We start from the raw sequence: 14,373 nt of genomic DNA, 5'->3' as shown, positions 1-14,373 counted from the left end.
TAATGATTTTATCGTTGAAATTTCAATAAGGTAGATCGATCATGGAATATAAAGATTATTACAAAATAATGGGTCTACAGCGCAATGCTTCAAAGGATGAAATCAAACGCGCATACCGCAAGTTAGCGCGTAAATATCATCCTGACATCAGCAAAGAGCCCGAAGCTGAAGCTAACTTTAAAGAGTTGTCCGAGGCCTATGAAGTACTTAGGGATCCCAAAAAACGTGCAACCTACGACCGTTTAGATCCAAATTTAAAATCCTGGCAGCAGTTCGACAGGCAAGCAGATAGAGATTCAAGTTTTGATTTTAACAAAGGGGGATTTGACGATCTCCATGGTGGTACCTTTAGCGATTTTTTTGAAGCCTTTTTTGGTCATAAAGATCAATACACTGATTTTAATCCTAGTGCACAGTTTAATGCACGTGGATCTGACCACCATGCCAGCGTTCGGATTGACTTAGAAGATGCCTTTTACGGTGCTACACGTAGCATTGATCTGCAAAAACAGGAAGCAGATAGTCTTGGAGTAATACAGGCAGTTAATCGTACGCTTAATATTAAAATTCCCAAGGGCATCAAAGATGGGCAACAGATTCGCCTTTCCGGACAAGGCTCGAACGGTATGGGGCAGGGAGCAAAAGGAGATCTTTATCTGGAGGTTCATTTTAACCCTCACCCCCTTTACCGACTCGAGCAACAAGATCTGCATATGCAACTGCCAGTGACTCCCTGGGAAGCGGCGCTGGGCGCAACGGTAAAACTTCCCACTCCCGCTGGCGTGGTGGACCTTAAAATTTCACCCGGATCAAACAGTGGCAGCAAGCTGCGCTTAAAAGGGCGAGGTATCCCTAGTAATCCTGCTGGGGATATTTATGTCATACTCAGTGTTGTCACACCACCAGGGACGAGTGAGGCAGCCAGAAAACTTTATAAAGAGATGGCAAAGACAATGGCATTTAACCCAAGGGTTAAAATGGGGGTATAAAACATGATCAAGCAAACCGTATTATCAGGGTTGATTGTTGAGAAAGCGACCATTTTCACTCTGGAGGAACTTAGCCATGCCTGTGGTAAGCCTACCGAGTGGATTTTAAAATTAGTAGAAGAAGGTGTTATTGAGCCGGTGAAAAACGATCAAAAGCACTGGCAATTCAGCGGACACTGCCTGCGTCGTGTGCTTATTGTACAACGACTCGAATCGGATCTCGGGGTTAATCTTGCTGGGGCCGCACTCGCGTTAGAATTACTGGAAGAAGTCGAAACACTCAGAAATAAAATTGCATTATTGGAGCATTAAACAGCTCTTTTATAGACTTAAAGAGTACAATTAGCGGCCAAAAAATTTAACCGGTGAAACGCCCTTTTGTAAGTTAACTAAGTGCTCAATTTATACTATTTCTCATCAATTGTTTAATTAACGTTAAGGAAAAAACATGAAGATAAAATCAGCTCGGTTATTAGTGATGATGCTTTGCCTGAGTTTAAGTTACAGCGTAAATTCAGCAATACCTAATGTTACGGCCCAGGGAAAACCTTTTCCATCTCTTGCACCAATGTTGAAAAAAGTGAATTCCGCAGTGGTTAATATCGCCACCTATTCAACCAAACAGGCGTTAGTCAATCCCTTATTAAATGACCCTTTTTTCAGGCACTTCTTTGATATCCCAGAGCAGGGAAATTTACAACAGAAAGCACCTCAAAAGCGCCAGAAAAGTGCCGGTTCCGGGGTGATAATCAATGCTCAAGATGGCATCGTCATGACCAATTACCATGTAATAAAAGACGCTGATGAAGTGCAGGTTTCATTGATCGACGGACGCAGTTATAAAGCGAAAATAATAGGTTCAGACCCAGAATTGGATATTGCTATACTGTCAATAAAAGCTAAAAAATTGACGCAGGTAACAATATCCGAGTCGATTCTTTTAGAAGTTGGTGATTTTGTCGTTGCCATTGGCAATCCCTTTGGTTTAGGTCAAACAGTGACTACGGGTATTGTCAGTGCGCTCGGACGCAGTGGTTTAGGGATAGAAGGTTATGAAAACTTTATCCAAACCGATGCCTCTATTAATCCGGGTAATTCCGGGGGAGCACTGGTTAATTTGAATGGTGAATTGGTCGGTATCAATACGGCTATTATTGCGCCGGCAGGCGGGAATATAGGAATAGGATTTGCCATTCCAATCAATATGGCTGAAGCAAGCATGCAGAAAATCATAAAATACGGTGAGGTTAAACGCGGTCAGATTGGTGTTTCTATTCAGGATATTACGCGAGATTTAAGCGAGGCACTGGGCCTTGAAAATGGTCAACTGGGTGTACTTGTTGCGGGTGTAACAAAAGGCTCTCCCGCTGAAAAAGCGGGGTTAATCCCGGGCGATATTATCACCGGTGTTGATGGTCAACTAACCAAATCTACCGGACAGTTACGTAGCCAAATAGGCTTGAAAAGTATCGGTGATACGGTCAAGGTTACATTATTGCATAATGGCATTAAAAAAACAGTGGATGTTGGCATTGGCAAACCACAAACCTTGAGTACTGCAGATTCATCCGGAGAATTGCACCCTTTACTTGAGGGCGTTTCATTTGCCAATAATAACAAGGGACAAGGTGTAAAGGTCACCGAAGTACAGGCAAATTCTCCGGCCGCCTACAGCGGGTTAGAGGAAGGTGATCTGATTATCGCCACGAATAAACATAGCGTTGATGATTTATTATCCTTTAAAAAAGCGCTGGGACTTGCTAAGAACAGCATCTTATTACAGGTCAACCGCAATGGAATGTCTTTATTTATTGCCATTCGTTAATTAAAAACATGCACATTGTTGCTGCGTGGTGAATCATTTTACCACGCAGCATAAACTGAATTTCCTCAAATACCTCCCCTTTTTTATCTTCGCCAAAAGTAGAGCACAACTGGATATTAGACTGAACTATAACCAGCAAACAAACTTTACATATTAGCGGCTCGACAGATCTTGGCATCAATAAATAAAAGGAATAGCGGTTGTGTTTAATCTTATCCATAATAACCCACTGTTATTGAAAGCGTGGATCAAAATATGGAACTGGAAGATGTTTACCGCAAAGACTTAAATCTCTTAATTGCATTAAAGGTATTAGTTGAAGAAGGCAGTGTCAGTCATGCTGCTGTCAGGCTTAATTTAAGTCAATCAGCATTGAGTCGTATATTGGGGAGGTTAAGAGACCTGCTTGGCGATCCGCTTTTTATTCGTCATGGCCAACATCTGCAGCCGACACAACGCGCTATCGAGTTAAACCTTGCACTTAATGATCCTCTGCAATCATTACGGACCTTGTTATCACCCAATGATTTTGAAGCAATAAATTGCACGCAACATTTTAATATCGCCGCGACTGATTATGCACTGCAGACAATTATGCCCTATGCACTGCCCCGTATTTACAAAGAGGCACCCAATATATCGCTTGAATTTGTGCCACTGAAACATAAACAGATGATCAGTCAGTTAACCAGTGAAGGGGTTGATATAGCTATCTGCCGTCCGGATTATTCAATTGCCCCGTTACAACGGGATAAACTTGGCTTAGTCAGCGTATTTTGTATGTTATCAAAGTCTCATCCCCTTGCCGATAAAACATTAACTCTGGAAAATTATCTTACTTATCCGCATGCTTTAATTGCTATTAGTGATGGCGTTAAAGCACTGCTTGATGCCACGCTAAGTGGGCATAAAAAGCAAAACACTGTTTTACGGGCATCTTATTTAAAAACGGCCTTAGCTATTATTGACAGTATGCCGCTGCTTATTACCGTGCCTGCAGATCTCGCCTATTTAGTGGCAGAAAAATATGACTTGATTGTAAAACCCCTACCTTTTGAATTTAAACCTTTTGAATATTCACTTATCTGGCATCCACGTTATGAATACTCCCCAGCACAAATTTGGCTTCGTCGTGTATTAAAAGAGGAATGCAGTCAGTTAATTGAGCAGCGGATAGATGATATGGGATTGGGTTAGTGAGAAAAATTAATTAAAAAAAGCCTGCAGTAGCAGGCTTATTATACTATTTTATCGGTCAAGCAATATAATATTTACAGCTTGATGACTATACGTCCGGTCACTTGTCCGTTAGTGATAGCTTCGGCATATTCTGCTGCTTGTTCTAACTCGATTTCGTTGCAGGCTTGCTGGTAATAACTGGCCGGCAAAATTTCAGCGATACGTTTCCACGCTGCCATACGGCGCGCATAGGGGCAAGAAACAGAATCAACACCTAATAATTTAACACCACGTAAAATAAACGGCATAACAGTCGTTGGTAAATCAAAACCATTGGCCAAACCACATGCTGCAACCGCACCGTCATAACTGATTTGCGACAGGACTTTAGCCAGTATTTTACTGCCGGCTGTATCCACGGCCCCTGCCCATAACTGTTTGTCTAATGGGCGGATTGGCTCTTCAAGTTCAGAACGCGGGATAACTCGGCTGGCACCCAGTTGCTTTAACAGCTCGCCATTTTCTTCTACTCTGCCGGTCACAGCAACAGCCCGATAACCCAGTTGTGCCAATAAAGTCACAGCCACCGAACCAACACCGCCACTTGCACCGGTCACTAATATTTCACCGCTTTCAGGTGTAATGCCTGCATCTACTAAGGCTTGTACACATAACATAGCCGTTAAGCCTGCGGTGCCAATCATCATCGCCTGTTTACCGGTCATTCCCTGTGGAAGAGGCACCAGCCAATCAGCTTGTAAATTCGCTTTTTCTGCCATGCCGCCCCAATGGCCTTCACCGACGCCCCAACCTGTTAATACAACATTATCGCCTGCCTGATAACGTGCATCCTTAGATTCAACCACCTGACCGGCTAAATCGATACCCGGTACCATAGGAAATTGACGAACAACTTTCCCTTTACCAGTAATAGCTAAACCATCTTTATAGTTTAATGATGAATAATCAACATCAATTAAGACTTCTCCTTCAGGTAACTGAGATTCATCAATTTGGCAAATTTCTGCAATGGTTTTTTTGTCTTGCTGATTTAGAATAAGTGCTTTAAACATAGAGAGACTCCGTAAATAATAAAGATGCTTTAAAAAATAGATATTTTAGGTCAAAATAGTTTATGAAAAAAATGAAACTTAATCATATTATCTATGCATAAACTGCATAAATTGGAAAATCTTAACTTAAATATCTTTGTTGCAGATGCTTCCCGTATAAAGCGGGGTTAAGGGTTTCACCTGTTGCCTGCTTAACTAACTGATCGGTTGTCAATAAACTTGCTTTGCTCCAAATATTTTTATTTAACCAATTGAAAATAGGCTTTAAATTTTGTTCGCTCAGACAGGTATTAACGTCCACCTGTTTTTTCATCGCGGTCATAAACTGCGCCGCGTACATAGCGCCCAAGGTATAACTGGGAAAATATCCAAACGCGCCATCTGTCCAGTGTATATCCTGCATACAACCATTTTTGTAGTTACCCGCAGTTGAAATACCTAAATATTGCTGCATTTTAAGATCCCATAATTCCGGGATATCCGTATAATTGATATTGCCATTCATTAAATCACGTTCTATTTCATAACGTAACATAATATGAGCTGGATACGTGACCTCATCGGCATCAACGCGAATTAATCCGGGATTAACACGCGTGTATATTTTCTGCAGATTATCAGCCTCAAATACGGCAGGATTATTATCCGGAAAATGTTTTAAAACTAAGGGCACAAGTTGATCAATAAATTCCTTACTGCGGCCCAACTGCATTTCAAAAAAGAGACTTTGAGATTCATGGATACCCATCGAACGGGCTTCACCAACCGGCAGCCCCTTGAGTGATTTGGGTAAACCCTGCTCGTAACGGGCATGCCCGGTTTCATGGACAATGCCCATCATAGATTGTATAAAGTCCGTTTCATCATAACGTGTTGTGATCCGGACATCTTGACTGGTGCCACCACAGAAGGGGTGTGCACTGATATCTAATCGCCCGTGATTAAAATCAAACTCAAGCAGCTTCATAATATCCAGACCAAGCGCATTCTGCTGCTTAGTACTGTAATTTTCCGTCGGTTTGATAAATTGCTGACCGCTTTGGCGCAGCTGAACTTTCTGAGTTAAATCAGGCAGCCAGGTTTTTAAATTTCCAAAAATACTATCTAGCTGCTCACTCGTCGTGCCAGGTTCATAAAGATCTAACATGGCATCATAGGGGGTTTTATTAGCGGCATCTGCTCGAATCGACGCTTCTTCTTGAGATAACAACACCACCTCGGCAAAGTTTTTAGAAAATCCCTGCCAATCATTTTCGCCGCGTTGCGTACGCCAGGCGTGTCCGCATTTAGAACCGGCTAATGATTGAGCCTCTACCAAACGAGCCGGTAGCACAGTCGCTTTTTGCCATGACGCTTTCATTTCACGTAAACTCGCGGACTCAATAGCGCTTATATTTTCCGATTGCGCATCAGCAAACAATTCTCCAAGATGTTCCGACGTTGATAACTGATGTATATGAACGGAGAGTTCAGCCATGGCTTTTGCCCGAGATTCATTGCCCCCCGCAGGCATCATCACCGCCTGATCCCAGCCGGCGACCGAGGCCAAGTGTTCAAAATTGGCAATTTTTTTATAATGCTCAGAAAGTTTGTTGTAGTGCTTCATAATTTTATCCTACGAATCAAAGGTGAAATGATTATTTATCTGCTTGAAAAAAAGCAATACGGAAATCAATTTAAATTCAAATAGTTATTCTACGCGATCCCTATCAATATGCATTATACCTACGAGTATTATATGAATGCGCATCAATACCAGCTCAGGCTTGCAGGTTTTAAAAGACTCACTTCGATTAGCCAACCACGCTACTTGACTAGGTCAAACAGTATATGGTGCAAAAAACTAATCCTTTGCGGATGACTGAATCAAACATGTTACTGATGCCTACTCCTTCAAGTAATTCGGCTATATCACTTGATTTATCTTGATAAAAAAGAGATTATTTGTATAGTCAATTAATTATAATATACATAAGGTAATTTAATGAGTAAATCACCACGTTATATCCAAATCAGAGAATTTATAAATGCAAAGATTAGCAGTAATGTCTGGCCGGTGGGCAGTAAAATCCCAACTGAAATGGCATTAACTGAGCAATTTGGGGTCAGCCGTATGACAGTCAATAAAGCTATTCGAGATTTAGTGACGGCAGGGTTATTAAAACGAACGGCACGGGTTGGCACTTTTGTTTGCCAGAATAAAATGGAATCCCCATTAATCGATATTCGTAATATCGCCGATGAAATCCGCCAGCGTGGCAAGCAATACAGCAGTAAAGTCCTAACTCAATTAACCCTGCATGCCGATCCCCAAACGGCAATACGTTTAGGGGTACCGATTGATACACCCATCTACTTTAGTGAGATTGTCCACTTAGAAGATAACAGCCCACTACAACTAGAAGTGCGCTGGGTAAACCCATCGTTTGTACCCGATTATATCAAACAGGATTTCAGCCATTCGACCCCCAATGAATATCTAACAAAAAATTGCCCGTTAAGCTCGATAGAGCATACCGTTGAAGCTGTGATGGTTAATGAACGCATTCAGGAATATTTGCACTTATCGACTAACCAACCCTGCCTGCTTTTAAACCGCAGAACATGGAGCAAACAGGATTTGATCAGTGTCGCCCTGCTTTATCACCCGGCCGACAAATATAAATTGAGTTTAAAAACTAACCTTTAACCCCTAAGTCACGAGCGATCAGCTGTCTGCGATCTGCGATCAACAGACAGCCGTCAGCAGACAGCTCAAAACCACAAATTGTTAACATAATGCTTGCGCTTTATTTTTTAACTGCTAATCTAATTGTATATACATTTAAACAGGTGCAAATAAAATGAATTTACTCTTAACCAATGCCAGTATTGTTACTGTGGAAACAAACGACACGGGTTACCTGATTAAACATAATCATTTTATTAATATCATTAACGGTAAAATCGCACAGATAGGTGGAATGGCATCCTGCCCGCTTGCATCATCGGGTAAACAACTCGACTGTGAACATAAACTGCTTACGCCGGGGTTTATCGACTGCCATACCCACCTGGTTTTTGCCGGTAATCGTGCCAATGAATTTGAGCAACGCTTAACCGGTGTGCCCTATCAAGAAATTGCCCGTCAAGGCGGCGGAATCATGACGACGGTCAACGCTACGAGAAAAGCCACGGAAGCACAATTGTTAGAAAAAGCCCTGCAGCACCTTTCGGGGTTAATTAAAGATGGCGTTACCACGGTTGAAATAAAATCGGGTTATGGCCTCGACCTTGAAAGTGAATTAAAAATACTGCGTGTCGCCAAACAGATTGAGCAACAGGCAAATATTAAAGTTTCCACCACACTTCTCGCAGCGCATGCAGTCCCGCTGGAATTTAAAGATAATCCGGACCGTTATATTGATTATGTGTGCAATACAATTATTCCGGCAGCTGTTAAGGCACAGCTAGTCGATTATGTTGATATATTCTGTGAGGGTATTGGTTTTAACCTTAAGCAAACAGAACGGGTTTTTAAGTCAGCGTTATCTTTTGGTCTGGGCATCAAGGGACATACCGAGCAGTTAAGTAATTCGGGCGGCAGCGCATTAGCCGCAAAAATGGGCGCAAGTTCTGTTGATCATCTTGAATATCTGGATGAAACAGGCGTTAAAGCTCTTGCTGACAACGGTACGGTTGCGACCTTATTACCCGGCGCTTTTTATTTTTTAAGAGAAACACAATTACCGCCTGTTGAATTACTGCGCACATACAAAGTACCGATCGCATTAGCCACGGATTTTAATCCCGGCACCTCCCCTATTGCATCGCTTTTAATGATCATGAATATGGGCTGTACACTCTTTGGTTTAACACCGGAAGAGGCGTTACGCGGTGTTACTTGTCATGCGGCAAAAGCATTAGGTTTAGCCCAGCAGCGCGGTCAAATCAAAGTGGGTTTTGAAGCCGATCTGTGTCTTTGGAATATCCAGCACCCGGCACAACTCGCCTATGAAATAGGCACCAATTTACTAATATCCCGGATCATTAACGGCGTGTTATGCAATGACTGATGTGGTTAATAATCAACGCCGGCATCAAGAAATGGCAGCGACGATATTACCGGCTGCCCGAATCATTATTAATGGAGTGTTAAACAATGACTGATGCAGTTAATCATCATCTTTACCAACCGACTGCGGCTGCTATCTGGCAGGGGCGGACAGACATAGAAGATGGCTCGAGCGGCAAACGTTTCCACCATATGGTCAGTCTTACGGCCTCCGAGCAAGATTCTTCCGGCATTACTCTGTTGGGTTTTTGCTGTGATGAAGGCGTTAGACGCAACAAAGGGCGGATAGGCGCATTCCATGGCCCGGATTTGATTCGTCAGGCATTAGCTAATAGCGCATGGCATCATCAAACGGATTCAGGGGCATCCTTCTATGATGGCGGTAATGTTTTTTGCCATCAAAAAAACCTTGAAGAAAGCCAGAAAGCACTGGCAAAAAAGGTAACAAATGCGCTTAACCAGGATCATAAAGTCATAGTATTGGGTGGCGGTCATGAAATCGCCTGGGGTTCTTTTCAGGGACTCGCCGCGCATCTGCAGGAAGCACCTATCAACTCGCCTAAAATAGGCCCTAAAATAGGCATCATCAACTTTGATGCACATTTTGATCTGCGCACCTACACAAAAGATAGCCCCCAATTTCCAAGCAGTTCCGGCACCCCTTTTCGCCAGATAGCCGATTTTTGCACAGCTCAGGGCTGGGCATTTAACTACGCCTGTTTAGGCGTTTCCAGAGCAAGCAATACTCAGGCATTATTTTCCTGTGCCGACAGTCTGAAGGTTTTTTACCGCGAAGATAACGAGCTTGCAAGCCATCTGATGCAAAAAAGAATCACTGAACTAACCGACTTTATAGCGCAAGTTGATTACCTTTATCTGACCATAGATATTGATGTTTTTTCTGCGGCCATAGCGCCCGGCGTCAGCGCACCTGCTGCAAGAGGACTTTCTTATGAGACGGTCGAGCGTTTGCTGCAGCCGATTTTTGAGGCCACCAATAATAAGGGTAAAAAAAAGCTGCTGTTAGCGGATTTAGCGGAATACAACCCGGAATTTGATATCGACAAACAAACCGCCAAATTAGCGGCTAGACTGGCCTGGGATATCTCCCATGCCATGTTCAAAACGCTATAACTATTTATAACAAGTATGATAACCCCGTCTGTTTTATGAAGGGATAAATTACTATTACGAGGAAATAAAAATGACTGATAAGCGTTTAGATACTTCGCGCACTATTATTGCACCACAAGGTACAAAATTGAATGCTAAATCTTGGCTAACGGAAGCGCCCCTTAGAATGTTAATGAATAATCTTCATCCTGACGTTGCTGAGCACCCGCATGCCTTAGTTGTCTATGGTGGTATCGGCCGTGCTGCACGTGATTGGCAGTCCTATGACAAGATTGTCGAAGTACTGCAGCGTTTAGAAGATGACGAAACCTTATTAGTCCAGTCAGGTAAACCCGTCGGTGTTTTTCAAACCCATAAAAATGCGCCACGGGTACTGATTGCCAATTCGAACCTCGTGCCCCATTGGGCAAACTGGGAACACTTCAATAAACTCGATAAGCAGGGTTTGATGATGTACGGACAAATGACCGCGGGCTCTTGGATTTACATTGGCTCTCAGGGAATTGTGCAAGGTACTTATGAGACTTTTGTGGCCATGGCGAAAAAACATTTTTCCGGCAGCGCTAGCGGTCGCTGGATATTAACTGGCGGCTTAGGCGGAATGGGGGGGGCACAACCCCTTGCTGCCACGATGGCAGGCTTTTCAATGGTGGCCGTAGAATGTGATGAATCGCGTATTGATTACCGTTTACGGACAGGTTATGTGGATCAAAAAGCCACTTCTTTGAATCAGGCATTAAGACTGCTTGAACAGGCAAAAGCGGATAATAAAACCACTTCAATTGCGCTGCTTGCCAATACCGCGGATATTTTTACCGAGCTGGTTAAACGTCAAATAACCCCCGATGTGGTCACTGACCAGACCTCGGCACACGATCCCTTAAACGGTTACCTGCCTCAGAACTGGACTATGGAATACGTGGCAGAAATGCGTAAAACCGATGAAGCTGCTGTTATTAAAGCCGCTAAAAAATCCATGGCAGTACAAGTTAAGGCGATGCTGGATCTCCAGTCTGCGGGCGCTGCAACCGTTGATTATGGGAATAATATTCGGCAAATGGCCCTTGAGGAAGGAGTTAAAAATGCCTTTGATTTCCCGGGATTTGTACCGGCTTATATCCGTCCGCTATTTTGTGAAGGTATTGGTCCTTTTCGCTGGGTTGCGCTGTCTGGCGATCCAGAAGATATTTACAAAACAGATCAGAAAGTAAAAGAGCTTATTCCCAATAATCCAGATCTGCACAACTGGCTGGATATGGCGCGGGAACACATCCAATTCCAAGGTCTGCCGGCACGTATTTGCTGGGTTGGTTTAAAAGATCGTCAGCGTCTGGGACTGGCATTTAATGAAATGGTTAAAAATGGCGAACTGAAAGCCCCTCTTGTTATTGGCCGTGATCACCTTGATTCAGGCTCGGTCGCAAGCCCAAACCGCGAGACTGAAGACATGCTGGATGGTTCCGATGCGGTGTCAGACTGGCCATTATTAAACGCGTTATTAAACACCGCCAGTGGTGCAACATGGGTATCACTGCATCATGGTGGTGGTGTCGGTATGGGGTTTTCACAACATTCGGGCATGGTCGTGGTCTGTGATGGGACAGATGATGCCCACCAGCGTATTAGCCGGGTATTAAGAAACGATCCGGCCACAGGTGTAATGCGTCATGCCGATGCGGGTTACGAGATCGCTAAAAAATGTGCTCGCGAGCAGCACCTTGATTTGCCTATGCTCGATACCGAACAGTAAAAATATTAAATAATAGATATCGAATAGTAAAAATATTGAATAACAGATATCGCATAGCAAACCGCATTCAACTAAATATTATTGTCATGATAGGTAATCCAAGCTGTCATGACTGTGGAGAAAAAGATGTACGAATTACATATTAAACCGGGACAATTAACACTTTCTCAACTGCGTAAAATCAGCCGTCATGCGCTTAAAGTCAGCTTAGAATCAAGTTGTATTGAGGCCATTCATGCCAGTACACAAGTTGTCAATCAAGTGATTGCAGAAAATAGGGTTGCTTATGGTATTAATACCGGTTTTGGTTTGCTGGCTAATACTCGAATCGCCCCGGAAGACTTGGAAACACTGCAGCGCAGTATTGTCCTTTCCCATGCGGCGGGTATCGGCGAATTGATGAATGATGAAACCGTGCGGATGATGATGGTATTAAAAATCAACAGTCTGGCGCGGGGTTTTTCAGGGATTCGTTTATCTGTTATTGAAGCATTAATGACACTGGTAAATGCACAGATTTACCCTTGTGTGCCCAAAAAAGGGTCAGTGGGTGCATCGGGTGATTTAGCACCATTAGCACACATGAGTACGGTGTTACTAGGTGAAGGTGAAGCGCGTTATCAGGGAAACATAATTTCAGGTGCAAAAGCGTTAGAAATTGCCGGCATGCAGCCTATTACTTTGGCTCCTAAAGAAGGACTCGCATTATTAAACGGTACTCAGGCATCCTGTGCTTTTGGCCTGGAAGGGCTATTTGCCGCTGAGGATCTGTTCGCTTCTGCCACTTTATGCGGCGCAATGACGGTCGATGCCGCATTAGGCAGCCGTCGTCCCTTTGATGACCGGGTACATCAAGTACGCGGTCATCAATCACAAATAGATTCAGCTTTAATCTATCGTCATATACTCGATACACACAGTGAAGTAAGTCATTCACATACAGCCTGTGAAAAAGTGCAGGATCCCTACTCTCTTCGCTGTCAGCCCCAGGTAATGGGGGCCTGTTTACAGCAAATTCGTAATTCTGCCGCTATTTATGAAATTGAAGCAAATTCTGTCTCGGATAATCCGCTGGTCTTTGCCGAGGATGGTGATATTATTTCTGCCGGTAATTTCCATGCTGAACCTATTGCTATGGCCAGTGATAATTTAGCCTTAGCCATTGCTGAAATTGGCAGTTTATCTGAACGCCGTATGGCATTGTTAATTGACAACAGTTTAAGTAAATTACCGCCCTTTTTGGTCAATAACGGCGGCGTTAACTCCGGCTTTATGATTGCTCAGGTAACGGCAGCGGCGCTTGCCAGCGAAAATAAATCCCTCGCTCACCCGGCCTGTGTGGACAGCCTGCCAACATCGGCCAATCAGGAAGATCACGTTTCAATGGCAACCTTTGCCGGTCGGCGCTTAAAAGAGATGGCGGAAAACACCCGCGGTATTTTAGCGGTGGAGTTATTGGCCGCAGCCCAGGGGCTGGATTTTAGATCCCCGTTAAAATCCTCTGAATTAATAGAAACAGCCAAGGCTGAATTACGGGAGCGGGTTGATTTTTATGATAAAGACAGATATTTCGCACCCGATATTAAACAGGCAAATCAGTTGTTAATTGAAGCCATGCATAACAAACTGATCCCGGAAGGTTTACTGCCGAGCCTTTAAAAACAGAAATCAGTAAAACTTGCGAATATAATGCATAAAAAAACGCTGAATTATCAGCGTTTTTTATATTAGTCAGCTAGCTGTCAGTCACGCACTAATCAGTGAGTCACCTTCTCGCCCCAAATTTCCTTGAGACGTTTATCCCGCCCGCAATTCCAACGATAAGCCTTATAACGAATCGGGTTGTTTTCAGCATAGTTCTGATGATAACTCTCGTTACCTTTAATCGGATAAAAAACCGCTGCCGGTAAAATGGGCGTAACAATGGTTTGATCGAGAAACTGCTCTGCTATCAACGCTTTAGATTGTTCTGCTGTTTTCCTTTGCTGTTCATTGGCAACAAAAATAGCACTGAGGTAACTTGGCCCTTTATCGCAAAACTGCCCTCGCTCGTCAAAGGGGTCGATATTGACCCAATAATGATCCAGCAGTGCCTGGTAACTTATTTTATCCGCATCATAGGTGATTTCCACTGCTTCATAGTGCCCCTGGTGATTACCGTTATAGGTTGGGTTTTTTAATTTCCCGCCGGTAAAACCTGAGACGACATCATTCACCCCTTCAAGTTTTTCAAAGTCTGCTTCCATGCACCAAAAACATCCTCCGGCCAGGACAGCTTTATCTGCCAGTGCATTGGCACTGTACAACAGACAACTGCTTAAAATAAAGAGTATCAATTTAGATTTCATTAAGCTTATTCCTTGGTAAAA

Annotated in this window: 12 protein-coding genes; 9 read left to right on the top strand and 3 right to left on the bottom strand. The window is 43.4% G+C overall.

All coding sequences use genetic code 11. The features are described from left to right. Positions 1-41 precede the first annotated feature (41 nt). From PING_RS05520 to PING_RS05500, 4 genes are all read left to right on the top strand, one after another. Complete coding sequence (locus PING_RS05520) at positions 42-989, top strand: DnaJ C-terminal domain-containing protein (RefSeq protein WP_011769441.1); 948 nt, start codon at positions 42-44, stop codon at positions 987-989. Between the two features lie 3 nt (positions 990-992). Beyond that, complete coding sequence (locus PING_RS05515) at positions 993-1,301, top strand: chaperone modulator CbpM (protein WP_011769440.1); 309 nt, start codon at positions 993-995, stop codon at positions 1,299-1,301. Positions 1,302-1,437: 136 nt separating this feature from the next. Continuing rightward, positions 1,438-2,814: a Do family serine endopeptidase gene (locus tag PING_RS05510; protein ID WP_011769439.1), complete on the top strand. Its 1,377-nt coding sequence runs from the start codon at positions 1,438-1,440 to the stop codon at positions 2,812-2,814. Positions 2,815-3,069: 255 nt separating this feature from the next. Next, a complete protein-coding gene (locus PING_RS05500) occupies positions 3,070-4,011 on the top strand; it encodes a LysR family transcriptional regulator (RefSeq protein ID WP_011769438.1) in 942 nt (313 codons plus the stop codon). A gap of 74 nt (positions 4,012-4,085) precedes the next feature. Here the strand turns inward: PING_RS05500 and acuI are convergent, their stop codons facing one another. Both acuI and PING_RS05490 read right to left on the bottom strand, forming a co-directional pair. Continuing rightward, positions 4,086-5,066 carry an acrylyl-CoA reductase (NADPH) gene (gene acuI, locus PING_RS05495; RefSeq protein ID WP_011769437.1) on the bottom strand — a complete coding sequence of 327 codons (981 nt, stop codon included), beginning with the start codon at positions 5,064-5,066 and terminating at the stop codon, positions 4,086-4,088. Between the two features lie 121 nt (positions 5,067-5,187). After that, positions 5,188-6,672 (bottom strand): carboxypeptidase M32, encoded by a 1,485-nt coding sequence (locus PING_RS05490; RefSeq protein ID WP_011769436.1) that lies wholly within the window; start codon positions 6,670-6,672, stop codon positions 5,188-5,190. 378 nt (positions 6,673-7,050) lie between these two features. Here PING_RS05490 and hutC point away from each other — a divergent pair, with 378 nt between their 5' ends. From hutC to hutH, 5 genes are all read left to right on the top strand, one after another. Further along, a complete protein-coding gene (gene hutC / locus PING_RS05485) occupies positions 7,051-7,755 on the top strand; it encodes a histidine utilization repressor (protein ID WP_011769435.1) in 705 nt (234 codons plus the stop codon). Positions 7,756-7,909: 154 nt separating this feature from the next. Then, positions 7,910-9,121: an imidazolonepropionase gene (hutI, locus tag PING_RS05480; protein ID WP_011769434.1), complete on the top strand. Its 1,212-nt coding sequence runs from the start codon at positions 7,910-7,912 to the stop codon at positions 9,119-9,121. A gap of 86 nt (positions 9,122-9,207) precedes the next feature. Beyond that, a complete protein-coding gene (gene hutG / locus PING_RS05475) occupies positions 9,208-10,254 on the top strand; it encodes a formimidoylglutamase (RefSeq protein ID WP_011769433.1) in 1,047 nt (348 codons plus the stop codon). A gap of 70 nt (positions 10,255-10,324) precedes the next feature. Continuing rightward, on the top strand, positions 10,325-12,004 hold the full coding sequence (hutU, locus tag PING_RS05470; RefSeq protein ID WP_011769432.1) for a urocanate hydratase: 1,680 nt from the start codon (positions 10,325-10,327) through the stop codon (positions 12,002-12,004). A gap of 126 nt (positions 12,005-12,130) precedes the next feature. Continuing rightward, on the top strand, positions 12,131-13,663 hold the full coding sequence (gene hutH / locus PING_RS05465; RefSeq protein WP_011769431.1) for a histidine ammonia-lyase: 1,533 nt from the start codon (positions 12,131-12,133) through the stop codon (positions 13,661-13,663). A gap of 98 nt (positions 13,664-13,761) precedes the next feature. Here the strand turns inward: hutH and msrA are convergent, their stop codons facing one another. Continuing rightward, on the bottom strand, positions 13,762-14,352 hold the full coding sequence (gene msrA, locus PING_RS05460; protein ID WP_011769430.1) for a peptide-methionine (S)-S-oxide reductase MsrA: 591 nt from the start codon (positions 14,350-14,352) through the stop codon (positions 13,762-13,764). Positions 14,353-14,373 lie beyond the last annotated feature (21 nt).

This window comes from Psychromonas ingrahamii 37, assembly GCF_000015285.1.
Taxonomy (GTDB): Bacteria; Pseudomonadota; Gammaproteobacteria; order Enterobacterales; family Psychromonadaceae; genus Psychromonas; species Psychromonas ingrahamii.
Note: the sequence above shows the minus strand (reverse complement) of the source record. Positions and strands in the feature narration are given on the sequence as shown.

Excerpts from the sequence above, each read along its gene's own strand:
- msrA (WP_011769430.1), bottom strand. The coding sequence starts at position 14,352 with ATGAAATCTAAATTGATACTCTTTATTTTAAGCAGTTGTCTGTTGTAC.
- hutU (WP_011769432.1), top strand. The coding sequence starts at position 10,325 with ATGACTGATAAGCGTTTAGATACTTCGCGCACTATTATTGCACCACAA.
- hutH (WP_011769431.1), top strand. The coding sequence starts at position 12,131 with ATGTACGAATTACATATTAAACCGGGACAATTAACACTTTCTCAACTG.
- PING_RS05510 (WP_011769439.1), top strand. The coding sequence starts at position 1,438 with ATGAAGATAAAATCAGCTCGGTTATTAGTGATGATGCTTTGCCTGAGT.
- hutG (WP_011769433.1), top strand. The coding sequence starts at position 9,208 with ATGACTGATGCAGTTAATCATCATCTTTACCAACCGACTGCGGCTGCT.
- PING_RS05490 (WP_011769436.1), bottom strand. The coding sequence starts at position 6,672 with ATGAAGCACTACAACAAACTTTCTGAGCATTATAAAAAAATTGCCAAT.
- PING_RS05500 (WP_011769438.1), top strand. The coding sequence starts at position 3,070 with ATGGAACTGGAAGATGTTTACCGCAAAGACTTAAATCTCTTAATTGCA.
- hutC (WP_011769435.1), top strand. The coding sequence starts at position 7,051 with ATGAGTAAATCACCACGTTATATCCAAATCAGAGAATTTATAAATGCA.
- PING_RS05515 (WP_011769440.1), top strand. The coding sequence starts at position 993 with ATGATCAAGCAAACCGTATTATCAGGGTTGATTGTTGAGAAAGCGACC.
- hutI (WP_011769434.1), top strand. The coding sequence starts at position 7,910 with ATGAATTTACTCTTAACCAATGCCAGTATTGTTACTGTGGAAACAAAC.
- acuI (WP_011769437.1), bottom strand. The coding sequence starts at position 5,066 with ATGTTTAAAGCACTTATTCTAAATCAGCAAGACAAAAAAACCATTGCA.
- PING_RS05520 (WP_011769441.1), top strand. The coding sequence starts at position 42 with ATGGAATATAAAGATTATTACAAAATAATGGGTCTACAGCGCAATGCT.